At 67.9% G+C, this 17,120-nt stretch carries 13 protein-coding genes and 1 pseudogene; 7 read left to right on the forward strand and 7 right to left on the reverse strand.

The genetic code is table 11. From position 1 onward, the window contains the following. Positions 1-82 precede the first annotated feature (82 nt). Positions 83-451, reverse strand: a complete 369-nt coding sequence (locus DFR50_RS13855; RefSeq protein WP_113889868.1) for a flagellar export protein FliJ — start codon at positions 449-451, stop codon at positions 83-85. 670 nt (positions 452-1,121) lie between these two features. Between DFR50_RS13855 and ctrA the strand changes: the two genes are divergently transcribed. From ctrA to DFR50_RS13875, 4 genes and pseudogenes are all read left to right on the forward strand, one after another. Next, entirely contained in the window at positions 1,122-1,823 is a 702-nt protein-coding gene (gene ctrA, locus DFR50_RS13860) for a response regulator transcription factor CtrA (RefSeq protein WP_113889869.1), read from the forward strand. Between the two features lie 209 nt (positions 1,824-2,032). Beyond that, positions 2,033-2,218: pseudogene (locus DFR50_RS13865) on the forward strand (hypothetical protein); the annotation flags it as partial. A 335-nt stretch (positions 2,219-2,553) separates the two neighbouring features. After that, the gene (locus tag DFR50_RS13870; RefSeq protein WP_113889870.1) at positions 2,554-3,267 is read left to right on the forward strand and encodes an MgtC/SapB family protein; all 714 of its coding nucleotides are present in this window, start codon (positions 2,554-2,556) and stop codon (positions 3,265-3,267) included. A 475-nt stretch (positions 3,268-3,742) separates the two neighbouring features. Further along, positions 3,743-4,495, forward strand: coding sequence for a PEP-CTERM sorting domain-containing protein (locus DFR50_RS13875; protein WP_170153211.1), 753 nt, complete (start codon positions 3,743-3,745; stop codon positions 4,493-4,495). Between the two features lie 6 nt (positions 4,496-4,501). On the opposite strand, the gene DFR50_RS13880 is transcribed toward DFR50_RS13875, so the two are convergent. Beyond that, on the reverse strand, positions 4,502-5,131 hold the full coding sequence (locus DFR50_RS13880; RefSeq protein ID WP_113889872.1) for a transglutaminase-like cysteine peptidase: 630 nt from the start codon (positions 5,129-5,131) through the stop codon (positions 4,502-4,504). A 278-nt stretch (positions 5,132-5,409) separates the two neighbouring features. Here DFR50_RS13880 and DFR50_RS13885 point away from each other — a divergent pair, with 278 nt between their 5' ends. Next, positions 5,410-7,293, forward strand: a complete 1,884-nt coding sequence (locus tag DFR50_RS13885; RefSeq protein WP_113889873.1) for a potassium transporter Kup — start codon at positions 5,410-5,412, stop codon at positions 7,291-7,293. A 28-nt stretch (positions 7,294-7,321) separates the two neighbouring features. On the opposite strand, the gene DFR50_RS13890 is transcribed toward DFR50_RS13885, so the two are convergent. From DFR50_RS13890 to DFR50_RS13905, 4 genes are all read right to left on the reverse strand, one after another. Then, positions 7,322-7,849 (reverse strand): GNAT family N-acetyltransferase, encoded by a 528-nt coding sequence (locus DFR50_RS13890; RefSeq protein ID WP_113889874.1) that lies wholly within the window; start codon positions 7,847-7,849, stop codon positions 7,322-7,324. A 65-nt stretch (positions 7,850-7,914) separates the two neighbouring features. After that, positions 7,915-10,410: a DUF3141 domain-containing protein gene (locus DFR50_RS13895; protein ID WP_210208893.1), complete on the reverse strand. Its 2,496-nt coding sequence runs from the start codon at positions 10,408-10,410 to the stop codon at positions 7,915-7,917. Between the two features lie 14 nt (positions 10,411-10,424). Further along, a complete protein-coding gene (locus tag DFR50_RS13900; RefSeq protein ID WP_113889875.1) occupies positions 10,425-11,618 on the reverse strand; it encodes an acetate/propionate family kinase in 1,194 nt (397 codons plus the stop codon). A 25-nt stretch (positions 11,619-11,643) separates the two neighbouring features. Then, complete coding sequence (locus DFR50_RS13905) at positions 11,644-13,071, reverse strand: bifunctional enoyl-CoA hydratase/phosphate acetyltransferase (RefSeq protein ID WP_113889876.1); 1,428 nt, start codon at positions 13,069-13,071, stop codon at positions 11,644-11,646. Positions 13,072-13,506: 435 nt separating this feature from the next. Between DFR50_RS13905 and DFR50_RS13910 the strand changes: the two genes are divergently transcribed. Both DFR50_RS13910 and DFR50_RS13915 read left to right on the forward strand, forming a co-directional pair. Then, the gene (locus DFR50_RS13910) at positions 13,507-15,864 is read left to right on the forward strand and encodes an Orn/Lys/Arg family decarboxylase (RefSeq protein ID WP_113889877.1); all 2,358 of its coding nucleotides are present in this window, start codon (positions 13,507-13,509) and stop codon (positions 15,862-15,864) included. Positions 15,865-15,876: 12 nt separating this feature from the next. After that, the gene (locus tag DFR50_RS13915) at positions 15,877-16,467 is read left to right on the forward strand and encodes a GNAT family N-acetyltransferase (protein ID WP_113889878.1); all 591 of its coding nucleotides are present in this window, start codon (positions 15,877-15,879) and stop codon (positions 16,465-16,467) included. A 61-nt stretch (positions 16,468-16,528) separates the two neighbouring features. Here DFR50_RS13915 and DFR50_RS13920 read toward each other — a convergent pair whose 3' ends face one another. Then, entirely contained in the window at positions 16,529-16,981 is a 453-nt protein-coding gene (locus DFR50_RS13920; protein ID WP_113889879.1) for a VOC family protein, read from the reverse strand. Between the last annotated feature and the right edge of the window lie 139 nt (positions 16,982-17,120).

Consider the following 17,120-nt stretch of genomic DNA (forward strand, 5'->3'; position numbering starts at 1 on the left):
GATCATCATCGCCTTCGCCGCAACGTGGAGCGCGGATCGCGCGGGACCACACGGAGGCTTGTGATTTCCGCGATCCGTCCGGTCAGACGCGGGCGACTGCGTCGATTTGCCGCTCGTTCCCCTTGTCGCGCACTTCGAGGGCCTCCGCCTTGACGAGCTCGGCTTGCGCGTCGTCCTGCGCGGCCCGCGCCTCCTCGAGCTGGGCGGTCAGCTCACCGATCGAACTCTTGAGATTGTCGCGCCGCGCCGCGGCGGCGCGCGCGTAGGTCGGGTAGGCGAAGTGGCGCGGATCGCTGATGCCGGCGCGCTTTTCCTCGTTGACGATCTCGCGCTCGAGCTCCCCGGAGATGCGCGCGAATTCGGCGACCATCAGTTCGATCTGGCGCACCCGCCGCCGCTTCTCCTCCACCTGGAACCGTTTCAGACGAACAAGCGTGTCCCGCGACTTCATTCCCGACGCTCCATGCAACAGCAACCCGAGAGGCCGACGAAACCCTCGAACTCACACCACGAGACGCCGCGACGATGGCGCATGAAGGTTTCGCCTTTGTTACCTCGAGCGCGTTCCGGAACCGCTTCCAGATGGGCGTCGCGATTTTGGAGCGTCGCCGATGCGCGGCCGCCGAGCCGGTGACCGCGCGGCCGCGAGCGCGCCGACGCCCCGAAATCCCCCCCTGGTCGCCGGGAGGCGCAGGCCGGCTGTCGCGAGTCGTTAGCGCTTCGTTTACCGGCGGCGTCGGAGAGTGACGGGACAGGCGTGCGGGCGGCCGAGGGCTATGGCCCGCACGCTCGAGAAGTCGGCGTCGTCTCCCGGGGGCGGGCGGCCGGCGCAGGCGCTCGCCGAACTGCGAGTCGATAGAGTCGGTTATCAACTGTTCCTAAGTTTTTTCTTTAAGAAAGAGCGAACCAACTTTTATGCGAAAAATCAGCAGGTTACTGTGCGGAATGAGGAAAGGAGGGAAGGGGGTTGAAAAAGGGAATCACGATTTGTTAACCAATGGCCGCCACTCTTCATTCGAATCAGTCTGGGCGCCTGTCCGACTGCGCTCGTCAGGTTGAGCACGAAAGCGACGAACGAAACCGCGATCAAAGGGCAAGAGGCGAGGCGGGGAGCCTGAAACATGCGCGTTTTATTGATCGAGGACGATGCCGCGACCGCTCAGAGCATCGAGCTGATGCTGAAGTCCGAGAATTTCAACGTCTACGCAACGAACCTTGGCGAGGAGGGGATCGATCTCGGCAAGCTCTACGACTACGACATCATTCTTCTCGATCTCAATCTGCCGGACATGTCCGGCTATGAGGTGCTGCGTTCGCTGCGGGTGACCAAGATCAAGACGCCTATTCTGATCCTGTCCGGCATGGCCGGAATCGAGGACAAGGTCAAAGGTCTCGGCCACGGCGCGGACGACTATCTGACCAAGCCGTTCCACAAGGACGAACTGATTGCCCGAATCCACGCGATCGTTCGACGGTCCAAAGGGCACGCCCAGTCGGTCATCGTAACCGGCGACCTGGTCGTCAATCTCGACCAAAAGACGGTCGAGGTCGACGGGGCGCGCGTTCACCTGACGGGGAAGGAGTACCAGATGCTGGAGCTCCTTTCCCTTCGCAAGGGAACGACCCTGACGAAAGAGATGTTCCTCAATCACCTCTACGGAGGGATGGACGAACCGGAACTCAAGATCATCGACGTATTTATCTGCAAGCTGCGAAAGAAGCTCGCCGTGGCGTCCAGCGGACGAAACTACATCGAGACGGTGTGGGGCCGCGGCTACGTCCTGCGTGAGCCGTCTCCGGCCGAGGACCGCAAGACCGCCTGACGGCGCAAGGGCGCCGCGATCCGCGCGTCGGCGGATGGCGCGCCGTCGCGGGCGCACCCGACTGACGCTCGACCGGGGTGCGTCCCCTCTTTTCCCGCTTTCGTGTTCTTGCGTCGCCCCGAAAGGCCGGCGCAGTCGTCGCCCTGCGACGCAGGCGAGCGCCGCGACTCTCGCCAGGCGGTTTCTTCTCGAGGTCTCGGCCGGCGCCCGTCATCGACGCCGTCATGAGGGTCTCGTTGGTCGGCATCGCGCTGATCGCGATGGAAGCGCGCATCGTGCCCGCATCGCTCGAGACCCACCTGACGCATGCGGCGGCCATTGGCCTCACGGCGTCGGCCCGGTTTTCCGGGCCGTCGACCGGAGTCCGAACGGGCGGGCGGCGTCCGGCGTCCTGACCCTCGCTCCGGGAGGCCGGGCGGCGGCGGCGGGCGCCTCGACGAACTGGTCGGCAAATTGGCCCTCGACGCGCCGGCCCAGAGGCGAGCTGAGAGCGGGAGAATCGCGGCCGTTGGGTCGGATATCGACGTCATTCGGACGGCGCGCAAGACCCTTGCGGCGCATCAGGCTCTCTAGAAACAAATGAATTCCCGAGCCTCTTCGCCGGACCGGGCGACGCGCGAGACGCGCCCGGCGTCCGGTTCCGCGTCGCCCCCGTTGCCGGCGCCCGGCGCCGCTCGACTCGCCTCGCGCGCCATGCGAGACCGCGCCGGTCTTGTCGATCCGGGCCGCTATGCGCTTCCTCACCACCTTCGATCTCGACGCGCTGATCAACAGCGTCGTCTGCCTGTCGACCGCCTTCGCCTTCGGCACCCTGATCGGCGCCGAGCGGCAGTACCGGCAGCGGTCGGCCGGCTTGCGCACCAACGCGCTGGTCGCGGTGGGCGCTGCGGCTTTCGTCGACTTCGGCCTGCGGATCGGCGGCCCGACCTCGACCCAGGTGATGGCCTACGTGGTCTCCGGCATCGGCTTTCTCGGCGCCGGCGCGATCATGAAGGAGGGGGTCAACGTGCGCGGCCTGAACACCGCGGCGACCCTGTGGTGCTCGGCCGCCGTCGGCGCCGCCGCGGGGGCGGGCCTGGTGGTCGAGTCGGCGCTGCTCACCGGGTTCGTCATCGCCGGCAACACGCTGCTGAGGCCGCTCGTCAACCGGATCAACCGCATTCCGCTCGACGAGGAGGCGGGGGAGGCCACCTACGAGGTCCGCCTGTCGGTGTCGCCGAGCGGGGCGGCGGCCGCGCGCGAGGCGCTGATCGAGGCGCTGGAGAGAGCGCATTATCCGGTCGCCGACGTGGTCACGGAAGAGCGCGGCGACGACCTCATGGACATCGTCGCGACCCTCGTCGCCACGTCCGTCGTAACGGACGAACTGGACGCCGTGATCGGCGCGCTGGAACGGCTGCCCGGCGTCACGCACGCGACCTGGGAGAGCGAGGTCCAGCCATAGGGCCGACGTCGGCCGCTGGCGCGGTCGTCCGAGCGAGGATTTTGCCGGCTCGGGCGCGCTGAGCCGCCGCCTCATGGGAATCAATGACGTCGCCGCAGGAAGCGAACAATTTCAAGCGTGCGGCCAGCGGCCGAGCGCCGCGGCGAAAGTACATCCGAAGTTTGCGCGTCATGGGAGCAAGGCAACGCCGAAACGAGGCGATGTCGACCGTAACGCCTCCTTTTGGTGTCTGCATGAATTGGCGGAGGCCAGACGCCCTCAGTATTTGAGACAGTGTTCAACGGCGCGCTTCTCGTCCAGCAATGACATTGGACGCTCTGAGCCAGCAAGACGCGCTGGCCGTTCGATTGTGAACGCATGTCGGCAGAATAAAGGCGTCAATCCGGCGGCGCGAACACCGGTGCGCTATTCCATTGACGACAAAATGTTAACAGGGTACATGCGAAAACCAGGTCAGAATTGGCTCTTCCGTTGGTTGGCGCTGTTGGGATATCTGCAAAAAGTATCGATGCGGCCCGGCTCGGCATGGAGCGCCGTCGGCGCGAGGGTGCGGACGGCGGTCGCGCTGGCGGCGCTCGCGCTCGCGGTCGCTTCGCCGCCGGTCGCCGAGGCCGAGCAGATCCGCATCGTTCACCTGAATTGCGAGCAGTGGCATGCGCGGCAGGCCATGCTCGCGCGGCGCGCCGCCGAGCGCGCCGCCTGGCGCGCCGCCCATCCCGGCGAGCATTTCCTCCGGCCCGCCGGGCGCGCCGGACATCGGTTCCGACATCACGGGCCCCGCATCCATTTCGTCTGCGATTGCCTGGACGGGGCGGATCAAGGCGCCGACACGGCGGCGGACGGTTCGGGCGGCGGCGCGTTGCCGGACAGCCACGGCGACGGCGGGGCCGGCGATTTCGCGCAATTTTCCGGCGGCGGCGGCGGCGGTTTCGCCTATGCGATCGGAGGAGGGGGCGGAGGCGGATTTCCGGGCGGCTACGGCGGCGGCGGTTCGTCCAGCCTGTTCCCCTCCAGCCCGTCGACCTCCGGCGGTTCGTCCTCGGGAGGCGGGGGGCCGACCGATCCCGCGACGCCGGTCCCCAATCCCGATCCGGGCCCGAATCCGGATCCGGGTCCGCTACCCACGGCGCCCGAACCGTCGACCTGGATGCTGTTCGGTCTCGGGGCGTGCGCCCTCGCCGCGCTGAAGCTGCGACACCGCGAGGCGGCGCTCGCGGCCGGCCCCTGACGCCCGCTACTGGCTCGCCGCCTCTGTCGGCGGCGCGCCGGTCGCGCCGCCGAGGCTTAGCCAGACGTTCGGGTCGTCCTGCGCCTGGCGCTTGAAGAAAGTATAGCCGGTGGCGTTCCACGGCCGGACCTCGTCGGCGAGGTTGTCGAGCACCCAGTCGCCCCGGTCGGTCTTGACGGTGAGCACGGCGTGGCCCTGTCCGTTGAGGTCGCGCACGATCGTCATCAACAGCGCCTGACGCGGAAAGCCGCGCTCGATCAGGAGCTTGCGCTTGAACAGCGCATAGATCTTGCAGTCGCCCTTGCCGTCGACCGGATAGTCCCAGTGGTCGAGCGTGGTGCCCCAGTGGTCGAAATTGCTGATCGGCTCGATCGCGCCGTTGGCCATCGCGTTGACGTCCTCGAGGGTGTTCCACACCTGCCGCGTCATGTGGACGTCGACAGGCGCGAGTTTGCCGAGCGTGCATTCCTCGCCATGACGGTTGCAGAAATCGACCCAGCCGTAGGGGATGGTGGTCTCGCCCCCGACCGGCGCGGAACTCGCTCTCGGCAGCCCTTCCGAGGCTTGGCAGAGACCCGCGAGCGCGAAAGCCGACAGCATCGCCGCGATGGGAAGGGAGAGAAGTGTCTTGACCATGATCGCGCCTGCTCGTCGTTCGTCCTCGAGCAGCGAGGATCGGCGCGGCGGCTTGGCGCGCGGCTGATAAATTCGCTCGAATTTTATCGGTCGGGGCTTTGCCGGAGCGCGAAATTTCTTAATCTTGACAAGACGTTTGCTTCATATCCGGTTTACTGTCTTCGCTCGCGGAGCGTTTACCGTGCGCCGTCGGCGCTCTGCGCCGCCGTCGTGTGTTTGTATCGCGTCGCCGCTATCTCCTGTCGAGGAGCCGGCGGCGAACGTCTCGGGAGCGCGGAATGGCGAGCGAAACGGACACTCCCCAGGCGTCGTCGGCCGGACGCACGGCGGTCGCCGGCGTCGCGGCGCTCGGCGTGGTGTTCGGCGACATCGGCACGAGCCCGCTCTACACGCTGAAAACCGTGCTCGACTATACCGGGCCGCATCCCGACCCGTCCGCCGTGCTCGGCGCGTTGTCGCTGATCGTGTGGACGCTCTTCCTCATCACCGCCGTCAAATACGTCAATTTCGCCATGCGGGTCGACAACGACGGCGAGGGCGGCATCATCGCGCTCATGACCCTGCTCGGCGTCAAGAAGCAGCGCCGGCCGATCATCGTCGCCGTCGGGCTGTTCGGCGCGGCGCTGATCTACGGCGACGGCGCGATCACGCCGGCGATCTCGGTGCTGTCCGCCCTCGAAGGCGTCGAGCAGATCGCCCCCGCTCTCACGGCCTGGGTGCTGCCGGCGGCGGCGGTCATCCTGGTCCTCCTGTTCGCCGTCCAGCCGTTCGGGACCGCCAGGATCGGCCGGGCCTTCGGCCCGATCATGCTGTTCTGGTTCTTCGCCATCGCCGCCCTCGGCGGCTACGGGATCCTTCAGCATCCGTACGTGATCGCAGCGATCAACCCGCTCTGGGGCCTCGACTACCTGATGCGCGGCGGCGTCACCGGGTTTCTGGTCCTCGGCGGCGTGTTCCTGTGCGTCACCGGCGCCGAGGCGCTCTACGCCGACATGGGCCACTTCGGCGTCGGGCCGATCCGGCTGTCGTGGTGGGCCGTGGTGTTTCCGGCGCTGATCCTGAACTACGCCGGACAGGCGGCGATCGTGATCGCCGGGGCGCCGACCGAGGGCAACATCTTCTACCGGCTCTGCCCGGGGCCGCTGCTGACGCCGATGATCCTGCTCGCGACGGTCGCGACCGTGATCGCCAGCCAGTCGATCATCACCGGCGCCTATTCGATGACCCGCCAGGCGATCCAGCTCGGCTGGCTGCCGCGCATGACCATCACCCAGACCTCGGAGGAGGGCTACGCGCAGATCTATGTCGGCGCGGTCAACTGGCTCCTGATGATCGTCACGCTCCTCCTGACCATAGGCTTCGGCAAGTCGGACCGCCTCGCCGCCGCCTACGGCATCGCGGTGTCGGCGACCATGCTGATGACGAGCGTGCTCCTGTTCATCGCCATGCGCGAGGTCTGGAACTGGCCGGTCTGGGCCGCGGGCCTGATCGCGGCCGCATTCATCGCGATCGACGGAAGCTTCCTCGCCGCCAACCTCGCCAAGCTCCTCGACGGCGGCTGGGTGCCGCTGCTGCTCGCCTCGCTCGTCTATGGCGTGATGTGGATTTGGCATCGTGGCGCGACCGCGGTGCAGGCGCGGATCGAGGCGGCGCAGACGCCGCTCTCGGCGATGGACGAATTGCTGAGGTCGGGCCGGATCGCGCGCGTGCCGGGATCGGCGGTGTTCCTGACCCGGGTCAGGGACAAGACTCCCCCGGTCATGGACTGGCACGTGCGCCAGAACCGCGCACTGCACCAGGACGTGATGGCGCTGACCCTGACCACGCTCTCGGTCCCCTGGACGGCGCCGGAAGGGCGGGTGACGGTCCAGCACGAGGCCGACCACTTCTGGCGGGCGGAGGCGCGGATCGGCTTCATGGAGCGTCCCGACGTTCCCGCCATCCTCGCCGAATGCAAACGACTGGGCGCGGGAATCGACCTCGACGACGTGACCTTCTATGTCGGCGCCGAGACCATCGTCCCGGCGAGCGACGGCGCGGGGCTGCCGCGCTGGCAGGAGGCGCTGTTCGCCGCGATGACCCGCAACGCCGGCCGGATCAGCGACTATCTGGCGCTGCCCTACGACCGGGTGGTCGAGATCGGGCGCGAGATCGAGGTGTGAGACGCGATCGAAGCCGCCTGGGAGGCGCTCACCCTCCCGCGCCGAGCCGCCGCGTCATGTACCGGGCGCTCTCGCCGTAGGCGGCGAGCTTGGCGGCGAGGCCGGGGTGGCGTTCGTCCGCAAATCCCGCGTGCGCCCAGTACGGCCCGGTCCCGTGCACCGAAACCAGCGCCATCGCCGCGAGCGCCTCCGCCGCGGCGATCGCCGCGAGACGCGCGATCGCCGCGCCGGCCGCGCCGCGCCCGCGCGCGGACTTGCTCAGCGCGAGGTCGTGCAGATAGAGACAGTCGGGCGAGGCGGGGAGGGCGCCGAGGAACGCGTCGAGCCCGGGCGCGTCGCCGAGCGTCCACGGGTGGCTGAAAGCGTAGCCCAAAACCCCGCCGGGACCGTCGAGCGCGAGACAGCCGCGCGGATAGAGGCGCAGCTTTTCGGCGAACACCGCAGGGCGTTCGTCGAGGCCGGTGTGGGCGGCGGCCGCGATGCGGTCGACGTCGCCGAGATCCGCCTCGGCGAGCGGGCGCCAGTCCAAATCCGTCTTTGCCGGCTTCGTCGTCATGGACGCTGGCATAGCGCGGCGCGCCGGACTTGTCTCCGGCGCGCCGTCCTTGAGGGCGGGGGACTTTATTCCGCCGCCTCGCGGCCGCGGCCGCGCCTCGGCTTGGCGGACTCGGGCGGCGCCGGCTCGGTCGCCTCGGGTCCGGCCACCGCCTCGGGGGCGACGCCCGCCACGGCTTCGAGCGGGGCGGGGGGCGTCTCGCCGAGATCGTCGCGCAGGCCCTGGCTCAGCGCCAGCGGATCCTGGCGGGCGGCGGGAATGGCGAGACCGTCGAGGCCGAGCGCCATGTGGAAGCCCTGCACCAGCCGGATCGTCGCCGGCTCCATCTCCTCGACCGCGCCGGCGATGAACTCCACCACCTCGATCGCGCGCTGGCGGTCCTGCCGTTCGGGCAGAAGCCTCGGCAGCGATTCGATCGCGCGCTCGCGCTCGAATTCGACGATCAGCGTCTGCTCGTGGATGATCGCGGCGCGCCGATCGCCGCCCAGCGACGCGAACGGCTCGTCGTGGCCGAGCACCCGGGCCGAGCGTTCGAGGCGGTCGCGCCGGACGGTGGCGCGCGAGTCCGCCATCAGGATCAGCATGCGGATCACCGCTTCGACGAAGCCGCCGCGGTCCATGTTCAGCAGCGCCGCCTGCACTTCCGGCAGGAAGCGCAGCGCCTTCGGGTCCTTGCGGGTGCGTTCGAAGGCGAATTTCTCGCCCAGGCGCAGCATCATGGGCGAGCTGTAGATGCCGAGGAAGGTCATCTCGTACATCGCGTCGCGCAGGTCGCGCATCGCGTCGAGCGTGTTCTCGACGCTGCGCGCCCAGAGCTTCTCGGCGAACAGGAACGGGTTGGTCGCGTCGGCGGGCCGGCGTTCGGCGGCGGCCTTGCGCGCCAGTTCGGCGACCCCTTTCATCAGCGGGTTCGTCTCGCCGAACATCGAGCGCGAGACGCGGGCGGGATGCGTCTTGACCAGCGCGTCGGCGACCTGCGGCGTCACCCACGATTGCACCAGCGGACGCGCCCAGATGTCGTAGAGTTCCGAGCCGAGTTCGGAAAAGCGCTCGACCGCGGCGAAGTCGCGTTCGTCGGTGCGGTCGTTCTCGTCGGTGGCGAGGATGTCGGTGAGCTTGCGCTCGTGGAAGCTGACGGTGAAGCGCGCCTCGACGCCTTCGCCGACCTCGTCGTCGATGGTCATCTCGTAGAGGCCCGGCCGCAGCGCCTCGATCGTCTTCATCGTCGAGGTGACCTCGGCGTGCTCCTTCTTGGCGATCGAGGAGGAGACGAAGATGCCGAGGTGACCGACCTTGTCGTGCACCATGTAGATGATGCGCTGGCCGCGGATCGCGATCTCCTGTTCGTCGGCGTAGGTGTCGACGATCCAGTTGAGCGCCTGCTGCGGCGGGGTGATGTTGTCGCCCCACGAGGCGAACACGATGATCGGCGAGCGGATCGCCTTGAGGTCGATCGGCCGGCCCGGCTCGAGGTTGGCTTCGTGCCGGGCGAGCTTGTTGCCGACGAACAGGTTCTCCACGATCCAGTGGATCTCCTGCTCGTTCATGAAATGATAGCCGCCCCACCACTTCTCGAATTCGAGGAAGGACTTGCGGGTCTTCTCGGGCGCGACGAACAGGTCGTAGTACTTGCCGAAATAGTTGCGCCCCGGATTGAGCATCTCGAAGTTGGAGACGAGATGGGCGCCGTCGAACACGCCATTGCCGAGGTCGGCGAGCGCCAGCGCCGGCAGGGCGCCGCCGAGCAGGCCGCCGTTGTAGCGCATCGGGTTCTCGCCGAGGCGGCCCGACCAGTAGGCGACGGGGGCGCCGTTGACCACCAGCGGGCCGGAGATGTCGGGGTTCATGGCGGCGAGGATCAGGCTCGCCCAGCCGCCCTGGCAGTTGCCGACGATGATCGGCTTGGGCGCATCGGGATGAAGCTCGCGGATCTTGGCGACGAACGCCGCCTCGGAGCGCATCACGTCGGCGAGCGTCTGGCCCGGCTCAGGCTGCGGACGGAAGACGACGAAATAGACCGGATGGCCGTCGTGCAGCGCGACGCCGACCTGGCTGTCCGACTTGAAGCCGCCGATGCCGGCGCCGTGGCCGGCGCGCGGGTCGACGATCATGTAGGGACGCTTCCAGGCCTTGACTTCGACGCCTGCGGGCGGAAGGATCCTGAGCAGCATCTTGTTGGTCGGGCGGGGCAGGGTCTTGCCGTCGAGCACGACCTCGTGATCGTAGATCAGCACCGGCGGCGTGCCGGCCTCCGCGTGCGCCTTGTCCTGGTCCGCGCGCTCGCGCAGCACGTCGAGGGTCAGCGCAGTGCGCTGCTGAACGTCGACGGCGTAGGCTTTCGCCTCGTCGCCGAGCTTGCCGGAATTGTGCGCCTCGGCGAAGCGGCGCTGGACATCGGCGGCGTCGGCCCAGAACTTTTGCAGGCGGTCGCCGTGGTCCTTCGCCGCCCGCTCGATGCGGCGGCTCATGGCGAACATCATCTGCTCGTATTGGTGGCCGAGCATTTGCGCGTCCTCGGTGGCGCGTGCGGCGGCGGTTCCGGGGCTGAAGGGGGAGGTCATGGGGGCTGCCTTGGTTAAGTGGCCGGCCTGTCGCCGGTTACCTCGAGGGTGTGGCGCGCGATCATCCGCTCCTCGTCGGTCGGGATGACGAAGATGGCGGTCGGCGAGGCTTTGGCGCTGATGATCTGGGCGCTGGCCTCGTTCGCCTCGTCGTCGAGCACGAGACCCATCCATTCCATGCCGGTGAGCACGGCCTTGCGGATGCGCGCCGAATGCTCGCCGATCCCGCCGGTGAAAACGACGCCCTCGACGCCGTCGACGGTCGCGGCGAGGCCCGCCAGCTCGCGGCGGATGCGATGCACGAAATAGTCGATCGCCTCCTTCGCCCGCGGGCTGTCGGAGGCCTCGAGCTCGCGCATGTCCTGGGACAGGCCCGACATGCCCTTGAGCCCGGATTCCTTGTAGAGCAGGTCCGAGATCTGCTGGGCGTCCATCTTCTTCTCGGCCATCAGGTAGAGCAGCACGCCCGGGTCGAGCTGGCCGCAGCGCGTCCCCATCGGCAGGCCGTCGAGGGCGGTGAAGCCCATGGTCGAGGCGATCGACCGCCCGTTCTTGACCGCGCACATCGAGGCGCCGTTGCCCAGATGCGCGACGATCACGTCCTCGCGCGCGATCTGCGGCGCCATCTTCTTCAGCGTGCGCAAGATGTATTCGTAGGACAGACCGTGGAAGCCGTAGCGGCGCACCCCCTCGTCGTAATAGGAGCGCGGCAGGGCGAAGGTGTCGGACACGAACGGGTGGCTGCGGTGGAAGGCGGTGTCGAAGCAGGCGACCTGCGGCGTGCCGGGGAACGCCTCGATCGCCGCCGCGATCCCGGAAAGGTTGTGCGGCTGGTGCAGCGGCGCGAGCGGAATGAGCTTCTGCAATTTCGCGATTGCCGCCTCGTCGATCAGAATCGGCTGGACGAGGTCCGGGCCGCCGTGGACGACGCGGTGGCCGACCGCGACGATGCCGCGCGCGTAGCCGATGTCGGTCAGCCAGCCGAGAATGACCTTCATCGCCGCGCGATGGTCGAGCCCGCCGGCCCCGGGCCCGAAGGCGAACTCGGTCTTTTCGCCGGTCGCCCGCTTGACCGAGCCCTTGGGGGTCGCGCCGATGCCCTCCACCTGGCCGGCGGCGAGATGGTTGAGGACGCCGTTGTCGGCGCCGAACGCAGCGAACTTGAGGGACGACGAGCCGGCGTTGAAGGTGAGGACGATCTTGCTCAAAGGGGGCTCCGGACTGGCTTTTTTGTCACTCCGCGGCCTTGGCGACCGGCGGCTCGAGGCCGAACGGCCGGCCTTCGCGGCGATAGTAGCCGTAAAGCTGGGCGAGCGCGCACGAGGCGAGCCGCGCGCGCTCGTTGTCGGCGCGGCTCGTCAGCATGACCGGGACCTTGGCCCCGAGCACCAGCCCCGCCGCTTCCGCCCGCGCGACGAAGGTGAGTTCCTTGGCGACCATGTTGCCGGCCTCGAGATTGGGGACGATCAGCACGTTGGCGCGCCCGGCGACCAGCGAGGCGATGCCCTTGGTGCGCGCCGCCTCGACGTCGATGGCGTTGTCCATCGCCAGCGGCCCGTCGACGATCGCGCCGCGGATCTGGCCGCGCTCCGCCATCTTCGACAGCACCGCGGCGTCGAGGGTTGAGGGGATCGCCGGGTTGATCGTCTCGACCGCCGAGAGGATGCCGACGCGCGGGGTCTCGAGGCCGCAGGCGCGGGCGAGGTCGACCGCGTTCTGCACGATGTCGACCTTGGTCATCAGGTCGGGCGCGATGTTGATCGCGGCGTCCGACACGTACAGGACCTCGTCGAGGGTCGGGACGTCGAGCGCGAACACGTGGCTGATGCGGGCGTGGCCGCGCAGGCCGCCGTCCTTCTTGACCACCTCGGCGAGCAGGACGTCGGAATGGAGGTCGCCCTTCATCACCGCGCCGGCGCGGCCCTCGTGCACCATGGCGACGGCGCGCGCCGCCGCCTGGCGCTCGTCCGCGAACGCCTCGATCGCGTAGCCCGAGAGATCCTTGCCGAGTTCCTTCGCCGCCGCCGCGATCCGCGCCGGATCGCCGATCAGGATCGGCTCGATCAGCCCGCGCTCGGCCGACATGAGCGCGCCGCCGAGCGAATTGTGGTCATGTGGGCAGACGACCGCGGTCTTCAGCGGCGGCAGCCGCGCCGCCTTGGCGACCAGCGCCCCGAAATGGTCGACCGAGTCGACGATCAGCGTCGGCAGGTCGCGCGCCTCGGTGATGCGGGTGACGGTGGGGGCGTCGATCTCGGCGGTTCCCTCGCACACCACCACGCCGCCGGCGTCGACGACCCGGGTGTCGAACACGGCGACCGGCTCGTCGCGCTTCTCGCGGCAGACGACCGTCGCCGTGACCTTGTCGCCGACATGGACGCGGCGGAGGAAGCGCAGGTTCTGCGACCGGTAGAGCGTGCCCGGGCCCGGCAGGATGTTGCCAAGCACAGCCGACACCAGCGAGCCGACCCACATCGACGGCGCGACCGGGTCGGACGGCGTGGCGTCCCCGGCCGAGGGCAGCATCAGCGGGTTCAGGTTGCCCGACACGTGCGCGAACAGGATGAGATCCTGCGCCGTGCAGGTCCGCTCGATGCTGGCGGACGCGCCGACCGCGAGTTCGGCCCAGGTGGTGTTGCGGACTGCGGGTTTGGCGCTCATGTCGGCCTTCCGTGAATGCGCGGCGGGCGCACGTCTCGTGACGCCGGCGGGCTTGCCGTCGCGCCGCCGATCCGATCCCGTGAGCCGTTCCGTCGCCGTTTGTGCGACGCAACATCTAGCGCGCGGGCGTGACGGTTCGGTGAAATGGGGGGGCAGTGGGCAGTAGGCAATAGGCAGTAGGCAATTGCAGCAGGCGGTCGGCGCCAGGCCGGGCGGCGGAGGGAGGGGGGTCGTCGTGAAAGGCGGCGGCCGATGGGCTTCCATCGCCTGTCGCCCGCTTCCGATCGCCGACTGCCGACCGCCCGCGGGCCCCGACGGCCGACGGCCGGATCACGTCCCGGACAAACGTCTTGATTCTGTCACGCGCATCCTGTCTTAGCTGTGCCCGCCGAATGGGGTCCGCCGGCCCCGACCCGCCTTGGGGCCAAGAAAAGAATGAATTTTTTCCAGCGATTCACCTTCCTGTTCTCCGCGCCGGCGTTCGACGCCGACGATCTCGAGGGCCTCAGGGTCAGCCAGATCATCGCCGCGATCGAGCGGATGGGATTCCAGGTGATCAAGGCGCGCCGGGTCGAGGACGCCGAGATCGCCGTCCAGACCGACGCCGCCATCGGCCTGCTCGTGGTCGACTGGGGCAAGAAGGGCATCGAGGGCAAGGCGGCCTCGCTGATCAACGTGATGCGGCGGCGCGGGCTCGACATGCCGATCGTCATCCTCGTCCGGCGCAAGCGCTTCGAGGACATTCCGGTCGAGGTGCTCGACTACATCGACGGCTACGTGTTCCTCGCCGAGGAGACGCCGGAGTTCATCGCCAGGAACCTCGTGTCGCGCCTCAAGCAGTACGCCGAGACGCTGAAGACGCCGTTCTTCGGCGCCCTGGTCGATTACGCCGAGGAAGGCAACCAGCTGTGGACCTGCCCGGGCCACAACGGCGGCATCTTCTACAGCCGCAGCCCGATCGGCCGGATCTTCATGGAGCATCTGGGCGAGGCGGTGTTCCGCGACGACCTGGACAACTCGATCCTCGAGCTCGGCGACCTCCTGACCCACGAGGGTCCGGCGTTGCAGGCCCAGAAGGAGGCCGCCGCCATCTTCGGGGCGGAGAAGACCTATTTCGTGCTGAACGGCACCTCGTCGTCGAACAAGATCGTGCTGACGAGCCTCGTCGCCGAGGGCGACCTCGTGCTGTTCGACCGCAACAACCACAAGGCCGCCCACCAGGGCGCGCTGATGATGGCGGGCGGCGTCCCGGTCTATCTCTCGACCGATCGCAACGCCTACGGCCTGATCGGTCCGATCCGCCCGGAGGAGCTCGACGAAACGGCGATCCGCGAGCGCATCCGCGCCAATCCGCTGGTCAGGGACCCGGAGGCCTGGAAGCGGGAGCGGCCGTTTCGCGTCGCGGTGATCGAGCAGTGCACCTACGACGGCACGATCTACAACGCCCAGCGAATCCTCGAGCGCATCGGCCCCTTGTGCGACTACATCATGTTCGACGAGGCCTGGGCGGGCTTCATGAAGTTCCACCCGATCTACGAGAGCCGCTTCGCCATGGGGCTCAAGGGGCTCGACGACAGGTCGCCCGGCATCGTCGCCACCCAGTCGACCCACAAGCAGCTCGCGAGCTTCTCGCAGGCCTCGCAGATTCACCGGCGCGACAGCCACATCAAGGGCCAGCGGCGGCGCGTCGAGCACCGGCGCTTCAACGAAGCCTTCATGGCCTACGCCTCGACCTCGCCGTTCTATCCGCTGTTCGCTTCCCTCGACGTCGGCGCGCAGATGATGAAGGGGCGATCGGGCGAAGTGCTGTGGGACGACACCATCCGGCTCGGCATCGAACTGAGGAAGAAGATCCGCGCGGTCAGGCGCGAGTTCGAGGAGAAGGAGCGCGATCCGGCGCGGCGCTGGTTCTTCGATCCGTTCGTCCCCGACCGCGTGTCGATCCGCGACGCCGCCTTCGACGGGGGCGCCCACGACGTGCCGTGGGAGAGCGTCTCGACCGACATGCTCGCCCGCGACCCGCGCTACTGGGCGCTGGCGCCGGGCCAGGCGTGGCACGGCTTCCACGCCCTCGAGGAGGGTTTCGCGATCACCGATCCGGCGAAGCTGACGCTGCTGACCCCCGGTTTCGACCGCAAGACCGGCGATTACGAAGCGCACGGGATTCCCGCCCCGGTGGTCGTGCAGTTTCTGCGCGAGAACCGCGTGGTGGCGGAGAAGAACGACATGAACTCGATGCTGTTCCTGCTGACCCCGGGCGTCGAGGCCAGCAAGGCCGGCACGCTGGTGTCGACCCTGGTCGCCTTCAAGCGCCTGCACGACGACAACGCGCTGCTCGACGACGTCATGCCGGAGTTCGTCGCCAAGCGTCCGGCGCGCTACCGCGGCGCGCGGCTGCGCGACCTGTGCGGCGACATGCACGCCTTCTATCGCGCCCACGACATCAGCCGCCTGCAAAAGGCGCAGTTCGCCGCCGAGCACATTCCGACCATGACGATGACGCCGCGGGAGGCGCAACTGCATCTGACGCGCAACAACGTCGACTACCTGCCGCTCGACGAGGTCGAGGGGCGCGTGGCCACGACCCTGTGGGTGGTCTATCCTCCGGGCATCGCCACCGTGGTGCCGGGCGAGCGGCTGGACGAGCGGTCGCGGCCGATGGTCGAGTATCTGAAGATGTTCGAGAAGGGGGCGAACGTGTTCCCCGGCTTCGAATCGGAAGTTCAGGGCCTCTATCGCGAAACCGATGAAAAAGGCGTCGTTCGCTTCTATACCTATGTCGTGAGGGAGTGAGTCGGAGCGACGATGGACGAAAGCCAGAACCCGGACGCCGAACCGCAGGCCCCGCAGTCGCAGGAATCGCGGATCGTGGTGCGCAACTCGCGCGACGCCGACGTGCCGGCGATGCTGGCGATCTACCTCTTCCACATCCGCCGCGGGGTGGAGCCGGGGCTCGACGACGGCGAGTTCGAGACGCCGGACGCCGAGGACCTGAAGCGCCGCCGCAAGAACATGCAGAAGCGCAAGATGCCGCACATCGTCGCCGAGGAGAACGGCGTGGTGCTCGGCTACGCCTACGCCGTGCCGTTCCGCAAGCGCCCCGCCTACCGCTTCGCGGTCAAGCATTCGATCTACGTCCACACCGAGCATCTCAAGCGCGGCATCGGCGGCAAGTTGATGGGGGCGCTGATCGACGCCTGCGCGGCCGCCGGTTTCCGGCAGATGATCGGCTACATCGACGCCGCCAACGGCCCGTCGCTCGGCCTGCACGAGCGCTTCGGCTTCCGCCAGGTCGGCTACCTGCCCTCGATCGGCTACAAGTTCAGCCACTGGACCGACACCGTCATGGTCCAGCGCTCGCTCGGGCCGGGCGGCACGGAGCCGCCGCAGGGGTGACGGGTCGTCGCGGCCGCGCCCTGTCGAAGTGCGGTCGCCGGAACAGGATGTGTGGTGCGCTTCAGCCGTAAGCGAAGCCCGGATTGCTTTGCCCAACCTCTATAATATAACCGTCAGGATCGCGAAGATAGCAGCACGTCTCGCCGTGTTTGTCCATCGGCTCCGTAATAAAGACTGCTCCTCGACTTCGCCACAGTTCAACGCACGCCTGAATATCCGCAACCCGGATATTCATGAAGCTGCTGAACGAATTGGGGTCGGGGACGCTGAGCGTTACCGATGGTTTGTCGGGTGTCGGGCCGCCGCCGACATTGACAATGAGCCACGCGTTCGCGATCTGGATGTACCCGGGCGCGCCGCTGCTGTCGCCTCGACTCAGAATCCGGCCTCCAAAGACGGTTTCGTAAAAGCGGGCCGACCGCTCGATGTCGGCGACGGTGAGAAAGTATGCGACGGTAAACCCGTCCTGCGGCGGCATCTGATAGATTGTCCGCTCGACCTGGACTTGAGTCATGGGACGACTCCTGTTCGAATGGGTATGTCTCCGTTCAACAGCGCATAGGTCGTGGTGCAGCCACGTATAGGACGTCGATCGATATTTTCCGGCGCCAGTAACAGATAACGACAAAAAAGCCCCCCATGATGCTGAGTTT

Origin of the sequence: Roseiarcus fermentans (assembly GCF_003315135.1) — a bacterium.
GTDB classification, from domain to species: Bacteria; Pseudomonadota; Alphaproteobacteria; order Rhizobiales; family Beijerinckiaceae; genus Roseiarcus; species Roseiarcus fermentans.

Coding starts and splice junctions, on each gene's coding strand:
- DFR50_RS13910 (WP_113889877.1), top strand. CDS start 13,507: ATGAATTTTTTCCAGCGATTCACCTTCCTGTTCTCCGCGCCGGCGTTC.
- DFR50_RS13895 (WP_210208893.1), bottom strand. CDS start 10,410: ATGACCTCCCCCTTCAGCCCCGGAACCGCCGCCGCACGCGCCACCGAG.
- DFR50_RS13885 (WP_113889873.1), top strand. CDS start 5,410: ATGGCGAGCGAAACGGACACTCCCCAGGCGTCGTCGGCCGGACGCACG.
- DFR50_RS13855 (WP_113889868.1), bottom strand. CDS start 451: ATGAAGTCGCGGGACACGCTTGTTCGTCTGAAACGGTTCCAGGTGGAG.
- DFR50_RS13890 (WP_113889874.1), bottom strand. CDS start 7,849: ATGACGACGAAGCCGGCAAAGACGGATTTGGACTGGCGCCCGCTCGCC.
- ctrA (WP_113889869.1), top strand. CDS start 1,122: ATGCGCGTTTTATTGATCGAGGACGATGCCGCGACCGCTCAGAGCATC.
- DFR50_RS13870 (WP_113889870.1), top strand. CDS start 2,554: ATGCGCTTCCTCACCACCTTCGATCTCGACGCGCTGATCAACAGCGTC.
- DFR50_RS13920 (WP_113889879.1), bottom strand. CDS start 16,981: ATGACTCAAGTCCAGGTCGAGCGGACAATCTATCAGATGCCGCCGCAG.
- DFR50_RS13915 (WP_113889878.1), top strand. CDS start 15,877: ATGGACGAAAGCCAGAACCCGGACGCCGAACCGCAGGCCCCGCAGTCG.
- DFR50_RS13905 (WP_113889876.1), bottom strand. CDS start 13,071: ATGAGCGCCAAACCCGCAGTCCGCAACACCACCTGGGCCGAACTCGCG.
- DFR50_RS13880 (WP_113889872.1), bottom strand. CDS start 5,131: ATGGTCAAGACACTTCTCTCCCTTCCCATCGCGGCGATGCTGTCGGCT.